The 16,810-nt window shown below is 69.8% G+C and carries 16 protein-coding genes and 2 pseudogenes; 5 read left to right on the top strand and 13 right to left on the bottom strand.

All coding sequences use genetic code 11. The features are described 5' to 3' along the window. Positions 1-59: 59 nt before the first annotated feature. The gene (locus ACZ7GX_RS32675) at positions 60-551 is read right to left on the bottom strand and encodes a hypothetical protein (protein WP_498782338.1); all 492 of its coding nucleotides are present in this window, start codon (positions 549-551) and stop codon (positions 60-62) included. A gap of 461 nt (positions 552-1,012) precedes the next feature. Beyond that, positions 1,013-2,887: a recombinase family protein gene (locus tag ACZ7GX_RS32670; protein ID WP_498782336.1), complete on the bottom strand. Its 1,875-nt coding sequence runs from the start codon at positions 2,885-2,887 to the stop codon at positions 1,013-1,015. Positions 2,888-3,267: 380 nt separating this feature from the next. Between ACZ7GX_RS32670 and ACZ7GX_RS32665 the strand changes: the two genes are divergently transcribed. The 5 genes and pseudogenes from ACZ7GX_RS32665 (at position 3,268) to rpsR (ending at position 5,082) form a co-directional block, all read left to right on the top strand. Next, complete coding sequence (locus ACZ7GX_RS32665) at positions 3,268-3,936, top strand: IS110 family transposase (protein ID WP_498782391.1); 669 nt, start codon at positions 3,268-3,270, stop codon at positions 3,934-3,936. Beyond that, positions 3,843-4,064, top strand: a complete 222-nt coding sequence (locus ACZ7GX_RS32660; RefSeq protein WP_498782397.1) for a hypothetical protein — start codon at positions 3,843-3,845, stop codon at positions 4,062-4,064. The genes ACZ7GX_RS32665 and ACZ7GX_RS32660 overlap by 94 nt, the downstream gene beginning before the upstream one ends. Before the next feature lie 126 nt (positions 4,065-4,190). Further along, positions 4,191-4,628, top strand: coding sequence for a DUF4254 domain-containing protein (locus ACZ7GX_RS32655; RefSeq protein ID WP_498782389.1), 438 nt, complete (start codon positions 4,191-4,193; stop codon positions 4,626-4,628). Further along, positions 4,571-4,843, top strand: a pseudogene (gene rpsN / locus ACZ7GX_RS32650) (30S ribosomal protein S14); the annotation flags it as partial. The gene ACZ7GX_RS32655 and the pseudogene rpsN, both read left to right, overlap by 58 nt. Before the next feature lie 5 nt (positions 4,844-4,848). After that, positions 4,849-5,082 carry a 30S ribosomal protein S18 gene (gene rpsR, locus ACZ7GX_RS32645; protein WP_498782334.1) on the top strand — a complete coding sequence of 78 codons (234 nt, stop codon included), beginning with the start codon at positions 4,849-4,851 and terminating at the stop codon, positions 5,080-5,082. Between the two features lie 296 nt (positions 5,083-5,378). On the opposite strand, the pseudogene ACZ7GX_RS32640 reads toward rpsR, so the two are convergent. The 11 genes and pseudogenes from ACZ7GX_RS32640 to ACZ7GX_RS32590 form a co-directional block, all read right to left on the bottom strand. Continuing rightward, positions 5,379-5,675: pseudogene (locus tag ACZ7GX_RS32640) on the bottom strand (VOC family protein); the annotation flags it as partial. Between the two features lie 318 nt (positions 5,676-5,993). Beyond that, positions 5,994-7,139, bottom strand: a complete 1,146-nt coding sequence (locus ACZ7GX_RS32635) for a glycosyltransferase (RefSeq protein WP_498782332.1) — start codon at positions 7,137-7,139, stop codon at positions 5,994-5,996. A 42-nt stretch (positions 7,140-7,181) separates the two neighbouring features. Continuing rightward, a complete protein-coding gene (lipP1, locus tag ACZ7GX_RS32630; RefSeq protein ID WP_498782330.1) occupies positions 7,182-8,090 on the bottom strand; it encodes a LipP1 family hormone-sensitive lipase in 909 nt (302 codons plus the stop codon). 14 nt (positions 8,091-8,104) lie between these two features. Next, a complete protein-coding gene (locus ACZ7GX_RS32625; RefSeq protein ID WP_498782328.1) occupies positions 8,105-9,073 on the bottom strand; it encodes an alpha-ketoacid dehydrogenase subunit beta in 969 nt (322 codons plus the stop codon). Then, positions 9,073-10,056, bottom strand: a complete 984-nt coding sequence (locus ACZ7GX_RS32620) for a thiamine pyrophosphate-dependent dehydrogenase E1 component subunit alpha (protein WP_498782326.1) — start codon at positions 10,054-10,056, stop codon at positions 9,073-9,075. The genes ACZ7GX_RS32625 and ACZ7GX_RS32620 overlap by 1 nt, the downstream gene beginning before the upstream one ends. Before the next feature lie 5 nt (positions 10,057-10,061). Next, entirely contained in the window at positions 10,062-10,961 is a 900-nt protein-coding gene (locus ACZ7GX_RS32615) for a phytanoyl-CoA dioxygenase family protein (protein ID WP_498782324.1), read from the bottom strand. 13 nt (positions 10,962-10,974) lie between these two features. Beyond that, positions 10,975-12,063 carry a 4-hydroxyphenylpyruvate dioxygenase gene (hppD, locus tag ACZ7GX_RS32610; protein ID WP_498782322.1) on the bottom strand — a complete coding sequence of 363 codons (1,089 nt, stop codon included), beginning with the start codon at positions 12,061-12,063 and terminating at the stop codon, positions 10,975-10,977. After that, on the bottom strand, positions 12,044-12,292 hold the full coding sequence (locus tag ACZ7GX_RS32605; protein ID WP_316034295.1) for a hypothetical protein: 249 nt from the start codon (positions 12,290-12,292) through the stop codon (positions 12,044-12,046). Before ACZ7GX_RS32605 ends, hppD begins: the two co-directional genes overlap by 20 nt. After that, complete coding sequence (locus ACZ7GX_RS32600; protein ID WP_498782320.1) at positions 12,289-13,701, bottom strand: class I adenylate-forming enzyme family protein; 1,413 nt, start codon at positions 13,699-13,701, stop codon at positions 12,289-12,291. The genes ACZ7GX_RS32605 and ACZ7GX_RS32600 overlap by 4 nt, the downstream gene beginning before the upstream one ends. Positions 13,702-13,833: 132 nt before the next feature. Beyond that, positions 13,834-15,165 carry an aminotransferase-like domain-containing protein gene (locus ACZ7GX_RS32595; RefSeq protein ID WP_498782318.1) on the bottom strand — a complete coding sequence of 444 codons (1,332 nt, stop codon included), beginning with the start codon at positions 15,163-15,165 and terminating at the stop codon, positions 13,834-13,836. After that, complete coding sequence (locus ACZ7GX_RS32590) at positions 15,162-16,808, bottom strand: condensation domain-containing protein (RefSeq protein ID WP_498782316.1); 1,647 nt, start codon at positions 16,806-16,808, stop codon at positions 15,162-15,164. Before ACZ7GX_RS32590 ends, ACZ7GX_RS32595 begins: the two co-directional genes overlap by 4 nt. Positions 16,809-16,810 lie beyond the last annotated feature (2 nt).

Below are 16,810 nucleotides of genomic sequence, written 5' to 3'. Positions count from 1 at the left end.
CTAGATCTAGACTTCCGAACCACAGTCATCACTAATCGAATTCATCCTCAGAGCAAATTTTAATCACATCCAAGCTCACCACGGACCACACGCTCCAACTCCTCAGAACCCTCACGGATTCGTCCAGCGAGAATGCCCAGAGCTGATCGCTGCTTTATGCTAACATCATCATCTACTACTCCGCTCTCGAGAAGCGCCTGATGATGTTCCTTAGCAACAGACAGTTCACGGTTGAACACATGAACATGCTTCGTTATTTTACTCATGAAAACAACATAGACTTTTTTGTCAGCTACCGCACGCGCACGCGCCACTAGACGATTAAGCTCTTCGTCATCAGTTTCCTTCATATCCGCAGTAGGCGTAGCGGACCACGCTTCAGCATTGTCTACCAAGCGAGCAGTTACACGTAGCAGATCGCTGTATAGATCCAAACGAAGCTCGAACAGCCTATCGATTCGGAGACTCTCTCTACGCACTTTCTCTGTAGCTATCGGCGCTAGCAAAGTAGTCGCTAGTCCGGCGACTGCAACCCAAGCCGTGGCATTCATGAGAAGTAACCCTTCCGAATCACAAGGGACAAGATGCGGTATCGTGAAGCCATGTTAGTAGGAGTAGTGTGGCATCGTTCAAGACGGATGCCACTCACTCTTTCGAGCGAATCCACGATCGCTGCAAACTCTTAGTGATGAGGTCGCTACCATCAGCACATCTTTAGGATGCCTGCGTACTGCGAGAAACGCATACCGCTAGCAGTGACGAGGCGATTACCGTCCGTGCCTGATTTAATCCTTAATCAAGATTGCCATTCTTGGCAAGCGTGCCAACTTCGCACCATTCACCCTATGTACACCGGCAGAAAACGTTGCGCGAATGCGTATACCTCGCCGTGAACATTCATTCTGCATCGTAGATTCGGAATGAATGTTCAATTAGGCAGGATTCGCGAGAGCGAGGCGTGTGAATAGTGAACAAGTCGGACACATAATTTGCCCCGCGAGATATCTCCAGGTCACCTGGAAGTCTCGTGGGGCTTTGTGTTTCCCGACCCTGCTTCGACCCTACCCGATGGTCGCTGCTCGTAGAGTGTCTGCCGGTGCGAGGGCAGGAGCAGTGGGCGGCGTCCGGCTCGTCCCACGACCTGTCGACCGCGGTCACGGCCGTGCTCGCCCGGCGGCGGGTACGCAACTCCCCCGGCCCGGGATGCGTCCCGCGAACGGGTGGTGCGGAGGGCGACGTGGAACCCGCTCTGCCGGTGCCGGGGCACTGCCGGGCGGATCGGTCGCCGGAGAGGCTGGCGCGTGAGGCGGATTCTGTGAGCCGGTGCATCGACCTGACCTGTGGCGTCGGGCTGATCCGCCTCGGAGGCCGTCGCGCCGCTCACAGTCAGCAGGAGTTGTTCGCCCGCCTTTCCAGGATCTCCGGTCCCAGGTATGCCATTGACGGGCTGCGGTGCCACGCGTCTGCGTAATGTGCGCGCTCGCCCGGTGTTGCCATGGTCGAGCAGCGCGACCCCGACGGCGTCGCAGCGGAAGACGAGCCCGAGTTCCTCGACTAGCCGCGCGGTCTCCTCCGGGCATGGGTTGTCGGCGACACCCACGGCGGTGAGGTGTGCGCCGATGCGGGCCAGCAGGTGATCCTCGCGCAGATAGAGGTTGCCCGGCGCACCCTCCGGTCGGGTACGGGCGCTGGTGTGACCGTGACGGCAACGGTAAGCGGCACGACCGTGGGAACGGTGCGAGTCCATCTTCCGCCCGCACAACCCACACTGGAGCCTGCCCGCCAACAAGTAGGCGCACTCACCGCCAACAGCGTCGGCCTGGTCGGTGCTGTTCCTGGTGGCCTGAACGGTCTGAGCGGCGACGAAATCCCGCTCGGACACCAGCGGCGCGTGGGCGATGTGCGTCGAGATCGCCCACGTATGTTGCTCGTTGCGCACGCTGGTCCGACGCCCGCTCGGCGAACGGGTGGCGCGGTCGGCACTGGTGCGGTTCCACACCTGATGACCGGTGTAGCGCGGATTCCTCAGGATCTCCACCACCGTACGCAGCGACCAACAACCACGGTCGCCTCGACGTCCGTCGCGCTCCGCGTCCGCCCTCGTAGGACTGGGCACGGCCCGCTCGTTGAGGTAGCGGGCGATGCCCGCAGCACTGTGCCCGGCCAGCCGTAGAGAGAAGATCAGCTTCACGGTGGGTGCGGTGGACGGGTCGGGCACGAGCCGCTGCTGCCGCACCCCGCGCCGCGCCAACGCCCGATTCGGATGCGGGCCAGCGTCAACCAGCCGGTAGCCGTAGGGCGGTCTGCCGCCGAGGTAACGTCCCTGCTCGACGGTCTGCATCCGCATGGCCGTGACGACCCGGTGCCGGGAACGCAACACCTCCGTGAGCGAGCGCTTCGCCAGCAGCGCCAGCAGCGCTTCGTGCGCGGGGTTGTCGAAGTCCACCGGCCCCTCGGCCTCCGGCAACCACAGCTGCACCCCGAACTGCTCCAGCACCGCCCGCAACTCCCGCACCTGGGCGCCGTCGAGGAACGCACGCTCGTACTCGCCGACCACCACCGCGTCGACCCGGTCCGCGTTGGCCGCGATGTAGCGCAGCATCGCCGCGGCCTGAGGCCGTAGATGCCACGGCACCTGACGGGAACACCCGACCTCGAAGTACTCCCCCACGATCGCGCCGTGCCCTCCGATGAGCCTGCGCGCGACATCCAGCTGCCACGCCCGCGAGGTACGCGGGTCCTGGTGTTCACGGGTGGAAGCGCGACCGTAGAACAGGAAGCGCACACTTCCGACCGGAGCGGTGTCCAGGGCCGGGATGCCCGGTGGGATGGTCGCGGCGATCCACTCGGCAAGCGTGGTCGGGCGTGACAGGGCGGACACCGTCATGGCGCGGTCCTCGACGTCGGAACGGGGATGGACGCCGGGGTGACGAGGTGCCCTCGCCGCCATGACAGAGAACTACGGAGATGCGCTCGATTGGAGTAGTTCGAGCCGCTTGGATCGTCGGTGAGCCCGTGGCAACCGGTCGCTGATGTCGAGGTCCGCCGCGACCTGGCTGACACGGCGGTCGGACGCGACTAGGGCGAGGACCTTACGACGGAACTCGGGTGCGTACCGCTCCGGCACCGTGGGCTGTCCTCCGGGCTACTGAGACGCGTGATCATCCAGTAACCCGAGTCCGTACAACCAGGTGAGGATCACAGATGTCCGTCAGAACGGGTCAAGCCCACTGCTCATCGGCTACTTGTTGACTGGTGGCACGGTCGATGCCCGGCCAGGCTCGGTCGAGATGTTCGGCGGGACGCTCTCATCGGCTGCCCACCTGCGCGGTTACGGGTGTGGCTCACTCATGGCGTGCGTCCCGCCGGGCATCGTGGCGGGGTTGTGGCTCAAGAGGGGTCTGTCCGGCTCGAAGTAGCGTTGCCCTCCCCGTCTGTCAGGTCGTTGAACAGGCGAGGAGGCGATGTGAGTCCCGTGGTCATCGGTGTCGACCACACAAGCGCTCGGCCACGATCGAGATCGTCGACAGTCGGGGACGAACCGTCGGGCAAGGACGGTTCGGCACGGACAACGGCGGCTACCGGCGGATGCTCGAGGAAGGACGGCGCAGGCCGGACCGGGTGTGGGCGGTCGAGGGGTGCAACGGTGTCGGGAAGCACCTGGCGCAGCGCCTGGTCGCCGACGGCGAACCGGTCCTGGACGTGCCCGCGAAGCGCGCGGTGCGGGCGCGGGTGTTCGACATCGGGCACGGCCGCAAGACCGACGCCACCGACGCCGCTCGGTCGCCCTGGTCGCGCTGCGCACCGGCGGCCTCAACCGTGTCGCCGCCGACGACCACACCGTGGCCCTGCGGCTGCTGGTCGACCGGCGCGACGAACTCGGACGGGCCCGCACCGACACGGTCAACCGCCTGCACAAGCTGCTCACCGAGCTGATCCCGGGCGGTGCCAAGAAGTTCCTGCCGCGACCCAGGCACGAACTGGTGATGCACGACAGCTCCGTGTCTTCCGCAGGGCCGCGAACGTGCGGCACCGTCGAGGACGTACCGCTTGACCTGCTCTGATCCTTCACCCGAAGGTGGGATGCCGTGGTCACCGCGACACTGGACCCGAACGACGCGCTGCTGCTGCCCACCGGGCGCGACATCACGCAGGCCTTCGACGGCCGACACCCGGCCGACGACCATCCCATGCTGGTGCTGGTCACGCTGCTGGCCCGCCGCCACCAGGAACGAGCCGAAGCACTCCAGGCGGCCCAGAACCCCCACGCACGCGACGCCGTGCTCGCGGCCTGCGCCCGAATCCTGATCGACTGCGCGAACGCCCGCGCGACGTTGATCGAGCAGATCGACCGCTGGGCTGCCGAGACGGTGCCCGACGCGCCGCCAGCGGCCTTGCTGCACACCGAGACCCTGGGCCGGCTCATAGACCGCGTGGCGATGACTCGGGCGCACTGGCGGCAACTGCACCTGGACGTGTCGTCCTCACGCGGTGCGTCGGTCGGGCACAAGGCACAGGCGGCGATGGACGAGGTCGCCGCCCTCGTCAATGCCTACGACGACCTGCTGGCCGAGCTGCGCATCGGACGGCGACGACTGCCCACCACCGTCTGCGGCGCCACGAGCTGATGGAGATCATCCGACTCGACCCGGAACGCCGCGACGAGGCCTTGCGGGCGTTGCAAAAGCTGCCGCGCGACGCCAGCCCGACCCGGCTGCGCAACCGCGACGCCGTGGACGGCCGCCCCCGCGCCTTCAACCGCGCGTTCGGCCTGTCCCGCATCCGACTGCGCGAGATGGCGCACCGCGGCGAGCTGCCCGGCGTCAACAAGTCGAGCTGGTGAGCCGGATGCCCAAGGTCGAACGCGCGCCGAAGCGCCGGGTGAGCCTCCTGCGCAAGGAGGGCATCACCGACGTGGACTGGAAGGACGCGGCACTGCTGCGCAAGTTCATCTCCGACCGCGGCAAGATCCGCTCCCGCCGCGTCACCGGCCTGACGCCGCAGCAACAGCGCCAGGTCGCCACCGCCATCAAGAACGCTCGCGAGATGGCGCTGCTCCCCTGCCCCAGCCAAGGACGTTGACCGGCAGGTGCGCCTCGCCGCCACCGCGAGGCGCACCTGCCGTGGGCACCGGCTCCGGCAGCCACGTGCCGACGTCGTGCTCCCGGCGGGCGCGGACCGAGGTCAGCCGATCCAGGCACAGGTTGGGCGGTTCCCGCGGCGCGTACCGACTCCACCCGTACGCCTGCTCGGTGAACGCGACCGGACGTCCGGATGACGCTTCGACCTCGGTCACTCCTGTTGCTCGGCGACCGCCAGCACAGGCAGAACGGATGCCCGGCCGGGTCGGCGTAGACCTGGAAATCATCCCCCGACGTGTTCCCCACCGCCGCTTTCAACACCGAGGCGCCCAGAGCCAGCACCTGTCCGTGCGCTTCGGCGAAGTCCTCGACCCACAGGTCGAGGTGCACCTGCTGCTTGGTCGGGCCGTCCGGCCACTGCGGAGGCACGTGGTCGGGCGCGAGCTGCACCCCGACACGGGGCGCCCCGTCGACCACCACCATGTGCCAGTCACCATCCTCGTCCACCTCACCACCGAGCACCCCCGCCCAGAACCGGCTCTCGGCGGTGAGATCGGCGGCATCAAACGTCACGACCTGGTACTTGATCCGCATCACGCCAGTCTGTCAACGCTCCGAGCCAACCGCAGGACCGGCGCCACCTCTCGCTCGGGCAGCGCACGCGGTGAGGTCAACCGGACGTTCGGCACCACGATCGTGCTGACGATTCGCGGTCGTGGCACCGGGCCGGTGCCACGACACAGCTCCGATCAGGGGCCGCCGGCCACTGCCATGAGCTTCTTCCGCGCGGGATTGGTCGATGTCTTCGATGTGCGCATGATCCGTCTCCTCCGGACGTGAGCGCGATCCTGAGACAGCCGGATGAGGATCGCCTGCACTGGTTGTCGCAGCAGGCGTGCGCACCGCCGCCGGTCAGGTGTGGTCGGGCAGGGTGCGGGCCACGTCGTGCGGTGACGGCATGGCGGCCACCTCGGTGGCCATCGCGCGGGCCGCGTGGTGCACGGCGTCGTCGGTGAGCAGTCGGCGTGCCTTGGTCGCGATCGCCTCGGCGGTCATGTCTCCGGGTAGCAGGTGGTCGCCCAGGCCGGCCTCGGTCACCACATCGGCGTTGTTGAACTGGTCGGCCGCCTGCGGCAGGACGAGCTGTGGCACGCCCGCGCCGAACGTGCCCAACGTGGTGCCCGCGCCCCCGTGGTGGACCACGAGGTCCGCGTGGGGCAGCAGGTCGGCTTGGGGCACCCACGGCAGCACCACGACGTTGTCCGGCAGGTCACTCAGCGCCGCCGGGTCGGCCCTCCGTCCGGCGGACACGAGCACCCGCGCGCCCACCACCGCCAGGCCGTCGATGGCGGTGCGCAACAGTGACGCCTCGCTGAACGCCGTGCCCAAAGTCAGGTACACCAGGGGTTCTCGGTGTTCCACGACCCACGACGGCAACTCGCCCGGTGTGGCGAACGCCACCGGCCGCAACGGGATCCGGTGCGCCGACGAGGCCAGGAAAGCCTGGTTCTGCACCGAAGGCGGGCAGATGTCGAGGTACGGGTGGCCCAGCGTCATGGGATCGGTCCAGGGCACCTCGACGCCCAGCTCCGCGCCGAGGGCGGTGAGGTAGTCGCGGGCGGGTTCGGCGAAGTCGGGTTCCTGCCACATCCGACCGTACGAGTGGCACAGCGCGGGCACGCCCGCGACCTTCGCGGCCAGGCCCGCGCCGGGGTTGCCGAACTCGTGCACGACCAGGTCCGGCTTGCGCTCGGCGAGGACCGGCGCGAGCCCGGTGGCGAAGCTGCGCGGCAGCACCGAGGCGAACGTGAACGCGACCCGCTCGGCGTCGACGTCACCCGCTGTCGAGAACTCCACGCCCGCCATCGCGGACTCGAACGCCTTGCGCGGCGACATGCCGCCCCGGATGTGCCCGATGCCGTGCGTGGCCAGGACGTCCGCGAAGAGGCTGCCGGTGAAGTAGTCGACGTCGTGGCCGAGCTCCCGGGCGGCGACGGCGAGCGGCAGCAGGGGGAAGGTGTGCCCGTACAGACCGAGGCTGGAGAAGAGGATGCGCACGGGTTCAGATCCCTTTCGAACGTGGTGTCGGTGGCATGGGTTTCACCGACCGAGGTAGGTGCGCAGGAACGCCGCGACCTCGGCCCGCGCCTCACGAGCCGCATCCACCACGCCCGACATGGCGAAGAAGCCGTGCGCCACCCCCGCATACCGCGTCGCGATCACGGACACACCGGCCGCGCGCAGTCGTTCGGCGTACCGCTCGCCCTCGTCGCGCAGCGGGTCGTGCTCGGCGGTGATGACGAGCGCCGGCGGCAGGCCGGTCAGGTCCTCGGCGAGCAGGGGTGAGGCCCGCGGGTCCCGGCCGTCGTCCGGGCTCGCCAGGTAGTGCCCCCAGTACCAGGCGACGGATCGGCGGTTGAACGCGGCGGGGTCGTCGTTCTCGCGCATGGACTCGGTGTCGCCGCGGTGGTCGGTGTTGGGGTAGACCAGCACCTGGGCGGCCAGTGCGGGGCCGCCGCGGTCGAAGGTCACCACGGCCGCGAGGTTGCCGCCTGCGCTGTCGCCCGCCACGGCGAGGCGGTCGGGGTCGACGCCGAGCTCTGCCGCGTGCGCGGCGATCCAGGCGACGGCCGTGCGGCAGTCGTCCACGGCGGCGGGGAACTTGTGCTCGGGCGCCAGCCGGTAGCCGACGGTGATCACCTGGCAGGGCACCGCGTTGGCCAGGGCGCGGCAGATCTCGTCGGAGGTCTCGATGCTGCCCAGCGCCCAACCGCCGCCGAAGAAGTAGACCAGGGTGGGCAGGGGTCCGGCCGCGTCCACCGGGCGGTAGATCCGGATCGGCAGGTCGCCGCCCGGTCCGGGCAGGTGCCGATCGGTGACGTGGCGCACCGGCTCGCCCGCGCCCGCCGCCGCCCGGATCGCGGCGAGGTCGGCGGCCCGCGCCTGTTCGATCGAAAGGGTGTAGAGCGGCGCGGAGGCCGGCTTCCCGAGCGGCGGGTCCAGTGGCATGCGGGCCTCCGTCGTCACTGCTTGAGCACCTTCTGGATGGCGGCGGTGAGCTGGGCGCGATCGGGTTGCACGGCGAGGTCGAGCCCGAGGGCGAACGGCACCACGGCGCCGTCCGGCCTGGTCACCCGGACGGGCGGCGCGACCAGGGCGCACCGCTCGGCCGCAGTGGCGATGACCTCGGCCGCGATGCCGCACATGCGGTTGGAGTCGTCGACCACCACCAGCCGACCGGTCTTGGCCACCGAGGCCGCCAGCCCCTCCCAGTCGAACGGGTACACGGTGCGCGGGTCGAACACCTCCACCGAGACGTCACCGGCCAACTCCTCGGCGACCGCCAACGCGTCGTGCACGAGGTGCCCGACCGCCACGACCGTGACGTCACCGCCCTCGCGGTGGACCCGGCCGACACCGAGCGGCACCGGGGCCAGCCCGTCGTGGTCGAGGTCGACCCGGACGCCGAGCGCCGCCGCCGGTGCGAACACCACCACCGGGTCGTCGTCCCGGATCGCCGTGGTCAGCAGGCCGTAGGCGTCCTCGGGCGTGGCGGGCACCACCGTCTTCACCCCGGCGTGGGCGAACAGGGCGTACGGGTGGTCGGAGTGCTGCCCGGCCCAACCCGTCTTCGACCCGGAGCCGGGTACCAGGTACGTCACCGGCACGCGGGTCTGACCACCGGTCATCAGCGAGAACTTGTGCGCCTGGTTGACGATCTGCTCGAACGCCAAGTACAGCAGCGCCGGGATCTGGAACTCGATCACCGGCCGCCGCCCGGCCAGCGCCGCACCGGTGGCGAAGCTCGTGAACGCCTGCTCCGACAGCGGCGTGTCCAGCACCCGGTCCGGCCCGAACCGCTTGAGCAGGCCCGCGGTCACGTTGGAGACCGCGACCCGGACGTCCTCACCCAGCACGAACACCGAAGGGTCGCGGGCCAGTTCGTCGCCGAGCGCGCGGTTGAGCGCCTTCTGGTAGGACAGCCACGGCATCACCCACCACCGCCCGGACGCGCTCGCATCCCGGTCGCGTAGAGGTGGTCGAGCGCGCCGACGGGGTCGGGGTGCGGGCTGTCGAGCGCGAAGGCGACCGCCGCGTCCACAAGGGACTCGACCTCCGCGTCGAGGAGTTCCCGCTCACCGTCGGTCAGCCGAGCACCCTGGATCTCCACCGGATCTCTCTCGCGTCCACTGAGGACCTCGTCGTCGTCCCGGTAGCGGACCCGGGCTTTGTGCTCCCACGTGTGGTGCGCGTCGAACCGGTAGGTCAGGCACTCGACCAGTGACGGCCCACTGCCCGCGCGGGCGCGGTCCACCGCCTCGCGCGCTGCGGCGAGCACCGTGCGCGGGTCCATCCCGTCCACCGTCACCGACGGTATCCCGAACGCCTCGCCACGCCCGGTGATCGTGCCCGCGACGGCGTCCGACACGGTCAGGGTGGTGGCGTAGCCGTTGTTCTCGCAGACGAACAGCACCGGCAGCCGCCACAGGGCGGCCAGGTTCATGGCTTCCAGCAGCACGCCCTGGTTGACCGCGCCGTCGCCGAAGAAGCTCACCGCGACCCGGTCACTCCCCTCCTGCCGGGCGGCCCAGGCCGCGCCCGCCGTGATCGCGCCGTTGGCGCCGACGATCGCGTTCGCCCCGAGGATGCCCAGCGCGAAGTCCGCGGCGTGCATCGACCCGCCGCGCCCCTTGTTCAACCCGGTGGCACGACCGGCCAGCTCGGCGAGCACCCGGGCCGGATCGGCGCCCTTCGCGAGCACGTGCCCGTGCCCGCGGTGGGTGCTGGTGATCATGTCGTCCACGCGCAGCGCCGCGCACACACCGGCGGCGATGGCCTCCTGGCCCGTGTACGGGTGGATGCCGCCGATGATGTCACCGGAGCGGACGAGCTCGACCGCCCGCTCCTCGAACCGGCGGATCAGCCGCACCGTGCGGTACAGGCCGACGTCGGTGTCCGGGGCGTGTGCCGCCACGGCGGTCAGGCGCGCCACACGGGCGGGCAGAACTCCGGGTCGGCGTAGTCCGGCTTGCCGTCCGCGGTGCGCCGCACGAGCGAGTCGTGGTTGTAGAAGGCGAGGTTGCCGTCGGACAGGGGGAACTCGCGGTAGGCGTTGTCACCGTCCTGCAGGTGCAGCGAGATGGCCTGGCGGGGCCGGGTGGAGCGGTTGAGCCCGCTGCCGTGGTAGGTCCGGCAGTGGTGGAAGCTCATGTGCCCCTTGGGGATGATCATCGGGATCTTCCGGACCGTGGTGCCGTTGTGCTCTGCGTTGGCCGTGAGCAGGTTCTCCAGGTGGTCCGGGTCCCGTTCGGCGAAGTGCTTGGTGGCGCTGTCGTCCGAGCCGACCTCCTCCCAGACGTGGCTGCCGTCGACCATGGTGATCGTGCCCAGTTCCTCGTCGCAGTCGTGGAACGGGATGAACGCGGTGAGCATCCGGTCCGACGAGGACGACGACCAGTAGTGCTTGTCGAAGTGCCAGGGCACGACGTTGGACGGCTCCTCGGCGATCGGCGGCTTGTAGATCAGGGTCGACTGGAACACCCGGATCTCGTCAGCCTCCGCCAGCCGCGCGGCCACCGCGCCGATCAGCGGCTTGAGCAGCGCCTTGGCGATCGCGTCGCTCTCGTAGTGCACGTAGTCGTTGTGGCGCTGGACATCACCGTGCTCGGGCGTCCAATAGGCCAGCCGGGGCGGGCGCGTCGGCAGCAAGCGGCTGCGCTCCCCCGCGTAGTACCGGTCGACCGCGGCGGCCAGCTCGTCCACCTCGTCGTCGGAGAACAGCTTCTTCGACAGGTACCAGCCGTGCTCGGCGTAGAACCGGACCTCGTCGTCGGTCGGGAGCAGGGCGCGCTCCTGCTCGGTCAGCGCGAACTCGTTCACGGTGCTCTCCCCTTCAGCCGGCCGTCGTGCCGGACAGCTCGCCCTGCTTCGCCTCGTACAGCGCCTTGATGTTCCCGCTGCCGAAGGTCAGCGCGCCCCGCCGCTCGATGATCTCCAGGAAGAGCGTCCGGCGCACGTGCATCGACTCGGTGAAGATCTGCAGCAACTGCCCCCAGTGGTCCCGGTCGACCAGCACGCCGAGCCGGCGCAGCTCGTCCAGCGGCGCGTCCAGGTGTCCGACCCGTTCTTCGAGCGCGTCGTAGTAGGTGCCCGGCGTGCCGAGGAACCGCACGCCCTTGTCGCCGAGCGTGCTCACCGCCTTGACGATGTCGTCGGTGCCGAACGCGACGTGCTGCACGCCCGCGCCCGCGTGCCAGGTCAGGAAGTTGTCGATCTGACCGGGTTGGCGCTGCGGGTCCGGCTCGATCAACGTGAACGTGACGTTCCCGGACGGGCTCTGCACCACCTTGGAGTCCATGCCCTGGCCGCCGACCTCGACGTACTCCTCGAAGACCTGCGTGAACCCGAACACGTCCACGTAGTACTGGGCGGTCGGGGTGAGGCCGCCCGCGGGCACGCAGATCGCCAGGTGGTCGATCGCGCGCAGCAGCTTGTCGTCGGTGTGCGGCTCGGGGTCGGTGACCTCGATCGCGCCGGGCAGGAACTCCTTCGGCGAGCCGTGCCGCTCGACCAGCCGGTGCGTCACGTCGGAGAACCCGGAGACCTCGGCCACGACGACCCGCTGGTCGCGCCCGCCCGGTCCCCCGGTCACGTACTCGCGCGGTGGCGACACCGGCTCGGCGCCGCGCTCGGTGAGGCCGCGGTAGGCGGCTTCGACGTCGTCCACGCCGATGCCCACGACCGCCACGCCGTCGCCGTGCTTGCGCACGTACTCGGTCGCGGGGTGGTCGGGGACCAGGCCGGTGGTCAGGACGACCTGGATGTCGCCCTGCCGCAACAACAACGAGCGCACGCCGTCCAGCCCGGTCTCGGGCCCGCCCTGACCGCAGATCTTGAACCCGAAGGCGGTGCAGAGGTAGAACGCCGCCTGCCTCGCGTCGCCCACGTATAACTCGATGTGGTCAATCCCGGAAATGTTCATCAGGCATCCCGATCACTTCCCGGAGCACGTCAGCGGCTCCCGAGACGGTGGTCATGCGGCCGTACTGACCGCTGTCGAGTTCCATGCGCACGCCGTAGCGCTGTTCGACCTGGTGCACCAGCCAGGCCAGTTCCATCGATTCGATCAGCTCGGGGACGTCCTGCGCGGGCCTGCCGTGCAGGCTCGCGAGCATCGCCAGGATGTCCTCGCGGTCGGGCGGCGCGCTCATCGCGCCACCTCCTGCGAGGCGTGGCGGAGCACCGAGCGGTCGCGGACCAGCTTCCCTGTGGTGGTGCGCGGCATCGCGTCGAGGACTTGCAGCCGTCGCGGTCGCTTGTAGGGAGCGAGCCGTTCGGCCAGGGCCGCTTGGACGGATGCCGCCGTGGCGGGCGCGTCGAGCTGGGCGTAGGCGGTGATGACGTCGTCGTGCAGCACCACTGCGGCCACCACGCCCGGCAGTTCGGCCAACGTCGCCTCCACCTCGGTCAGGTCGACCTTCAGGCCGCCGACCGACACCTGGGAGTCGAGGCGGCCCTTGACGGTGACGAGCCCGGTGTCCGGGTCGACCTCGCCCGCGTCCCTGGTGTGCAGCCAGCCGTCCGCCCACCGGTCCGGGTCGGACAAGCCGACGTACGGCGACTCCGCCCGGCTCACCAGCAGCTCGCCGTCCCGCTCGACGACCGACAGCCCGGGTGCCGGGGTCAGGGCCGGCCGGTGCTCGCCGAACAGGTCGGTGGCGATCACGCCGACTTCGGTCATCCCCCACATGTTGCCCAGCGGCACGCCGTACTTCGCGGTGAAGGCGGCGGCGGTCGCGGCGGGCACCGCTTCGCCGCCGGTGGTCATCCGCTTGAGCTGCGGCAGGGACGGCGGGTCCACCACGGACGCGAGCAGTCCGATGTGGAACGGCACGCCCAGCACCGTCGCCGGGGTCGGTTCAGCCGCGACCGCGTCCAGCACGCTGTCGCCGGTGAGCCGTTCGGGCGGCCTGACCTGGACACCGGCGTGCAGGCCGTACAGCAGGGCGCCGACCAGGCCGAGCACGTGCACCATCGAGGCCAGCACGACGATCCGCTCGCCGGGCTGCGGCACGCCGTCGATCCGGGTGTACCGCTCGATCTCGGCGACCAGGTCGGCGGCCGTGCGGCCGATCACCTTGGACGGGCCGGTGGAGCCGGAGCTGAGCTGGATCACCGCGTGCGGTGTCGCGGCGGGACGGCCGGGGCGGGCCGTGACGGTCTCCTCCACGTCCGCGAACGGGCTCAGCGGGCTGCTCGTGATCCGTCCCGGCTCGACCACCACCTGCGGCGCGAGCCTGCCGAGCGCGGCGTCGACCTCGAACGCGGTGAGCCGGTGGTCGAGCAGGCTCACCTGGGCGCCGATGCGCCACCCGGCGAGGAGGTTGGCCACGTACGCGATCGAGGGCGGCAGGCGCAGCGCGAGCGACCCGCCCGCGCGCAGCCCCGCCTCCGCCAGGCGTGCCTGCCGTTGCGCGACCAACCGGCGCAGCGCGGCCCGGTCGACCGGTCCGCACGAGTGGAGGCAGCTCTCGTCGTCCGCGCCGCGCAGCAGGATCTCGTCGACCCATTCCGAACTCGCCACGAGGGCCGATCCGGCCGACGCCAGGCCTTTTGTCATCAGTTCTCCCGCCTGGTTCCGGAGGTCATTCGAAAATGTTGCGCGGAACTTTCGACTCAGCCGCGGACCGAGTGAGCCGAATCGTACGTCAGGGTTCACCCGACGCACCATCGGCCAATCGGTCGTGATGAATCATCGGGTTCCCCGATCGGCCCGCCGGTCATTGATCAATGCGGCCAGCCGATCGAGACCGCGGTCGATCAGGTCGACCGATACGACACTGCAGGAAAGGCGCAGGGCGCGGACTTCCGAACTGTCGTCATAGAAATGCCCCATTGGTGTCCACAGCACGCCGTAGTCGCGGGCGGAGCGTTCCAGGAGCGCGTCGTCGACCCCGAACGGGACGGTGACCACGACGAAGAACCCACCGGTCGGCACGGTCCAGGTGACGTCCGTACCGGGCGGGAAGCGCTCGGCCAGCCCGGTCACGAGGTGCCGCAGGTTCCGGTCGTAGAGCTGCCGCTCCGGCGCGGTCGCCGTGGTGAGGCGGCAGCCGTGCGCCAGCAGCTTGCCGCCGACGACGGCCTGCGCGATCGGCGAGGTGTTCACCGTCAGCATGCTCTTGATCTTGGACAGCTGGTCCGCGAACAGGCCGACCACGCCGTCGGCGCCGACCACCCGCTGGTCGGCGACCGCGTAGCCCACCCGGGCGCCGGGCAGCACGGACTTGGCGAAGGAGCCCAGGTAGACGACCCGCCGGTCCTCGTCCAGGGCTTTGAGCGTGGGTATCCGGTCCGAGTCGCCGTGGAACAGCCCGTAGGGGTTGTCCTCGATCAGCAGGACGTCCTCGGCGGCGGCCACCTCCAGCAGTCGCCGCCTGGTCGCCACGTCCAGGCTCAGCCCCGACGGGTTGGCGAAGTCGGGCACCACGTAGCAGGCGCGCGGCCTGCGACCGGCGGCGCGCTCCCGCCGGATCACGGCGACCAGGTCGTCCAGGTCGACCCCGTGCTCGCCGGTGCGCACCGGGCGGACGGGCAGGTCGACCAGCCGCGCCGCACCGGTCAATCCGACGTAGGTCGGTGACACCGCGAGCAGGACGTCACGCTCGTCGGCGCGCAGCGCGCGCAGCACGAGGAACATCGCCTCCTGGCACCCCACGGTGACCACCACCGATTCCGGATCGATCGCGATGCCCTCGTCCAGCCGCAGGTTTTCCGCGACCAGTTCGTGGATGATCCCCTTGGTCCGACCGTACTGCAATACGATGCGCCGCACCTGTTCTTCGGTCCGCTCGAGCTCTTGTGCGAGATAGCGGCAGAACTCGCGCAGATATCGGTGCACGTCCTCCAGGTCGAAGAACTCCTCGCTCGGCCGGCCGGCCGCCAGCGGTATCGCCTCCGGATAGTGGATCGCGACCTCGTTGAGGAAATTCATCGAGTTGAGCGCCGGGTCCTCCAACGCGCCGAACAACGTCCCGGTGGTCAGGTCCGCGATGTTCTCCGCGGTGACCGGCGGTGTGCTCACCGGAGGTCCCCCTCCGTGGTCCGACGGCGCTCGCGGGCGGCCACGACCGCGCGCAGCAGGTCGTCCAGCTCGTCGTCGGAGAGGTCGGCCAGCGCGGCGTCGCGGGCGGTGTCGTCGGGCGGGCCGGGAGCGAGTTCGGCCGACACGACCTCGGCGAGGGCCGCGATCGTGGGCGAAGTGACGATGCGGTCCATCGGCAGGGTGACGCCGTAGAGGTCGGCGATGCGGGCGGCGAACCGGACCGCGGTCAGCGACCCGCTGCCGCGGGCGAACAGGTTGTCGTGCGGGCCGATCGGCTCGGTGGTGCGCAGGAGCTCAGCCCAGATCCCGGCCATGGTCTCCTCGATCCGGTCACGCGACGGCACCGGGTCCTCGTCCGCCTCCGGCTCCGCGGTGACGGGCCTGACCACGCCGTTCGGCGACGGCTCGGTCACCGCCGACCAGTCCCCCTCGGGAGCGGGCACCGGTAGCTCCGCCACCGCGGTGTCCGCGGAGGCGTGCTCCAGCACCGCCACCACCGACCGCAGCAACCAGGCGGCGAACCCCGGGTCGGTGCGGTGCTCCAGGGTCAGCGTGCCGCGCTCGTCCGCCCGCAGGTCGAGGTCGGCTTCGGCGGTGCCCGTCAGGACGGCGTGGCCGCGCACGGTCACGCCGGGCAGGTCCAGCGCCGGTGCGGCACGCGGCCCGAAGGTGAACCGCGGCGCGGACAGGTCGACCTCGAGTTCCTCGGCGAGCTTCGTCAGCGGGACCTCGTCGTGCGACACCGCGTGCGCGGTGGCGTTCCGCACCCGGACCAGCAGGTCGCCGAACGCCGGTTCGCCCGCCAGGGACACCCGGACGGGGACCGCGTCGGCGAACGGGCCCGCGATCGGCTCCAGCTCCACCCGCACGCGACCGCTCACCGGCACTTCGACCACGAGGTCGTCCACCCGGGCGTACCGGGACAGCACCACGGCGTACGCGGCGAGGGACACCGTGGACAAGGTGGCTCCGACGCCTTCCGCCACGTCGACCAGTCGTCGGACCGCGGCGGGGTCGACCGCCGCCGTCACCCGGTCGGCACGGTGTCCGCTCGGGAGCCGCAGTGGTGCGGGCACGTCACGCAACACCTCGCGCCAGTGCTCCAGCTGACGCGCCAACTCCTCGCCGTCCAACCGCTCACGCTGCCACACGGCGTAATCCCCGTAGTCCATCCACGACGGAGACAGCTCGGACGGCCCTTCGCCGTACACAGTGGACAGATCGGCGATCAGCATCGCCAGTGCGGAGCGGTCGGCGATGACCCGGTGCGCCACCAGCGCGAACAGGAACAGGTCCGCGCCGACCTCGATCACCGAGGCCCTCAGCAACGGCTCACGGGAGAGCTCGAACGGCTGCCCGACCAGCGCCGCGGCCATCGACTCGGCCCGTTCGACGTCACCGGGCACGACGACGTGCTCCACCACCACGCGACCGGTCTCCGAGACGACCTGCTCGCCGGAGGCGCTGACGCTCGTCCGGAGCGTCGGGTGCCGGGCGACCACGACGTCCATCGCCCGTTGCAGCGCGACGGGATCGACCGGACCGTCCAGCCAGGTCGCGTGGGACAGGGGCTCGGGCAGCGACAGTGCGTGCTCCTGCGCGAACGACAGCGGATACCGCACGA

The sequence above is a fragment of the Actinosynnema sp. NPDC037264 genome (assembly GCF_055603705.1).
The sequence above is the reverse complement of the archived record's forward strand: the minus strand, read 5'-3'. Positions and strand labels throughout refer to the sequence as shown.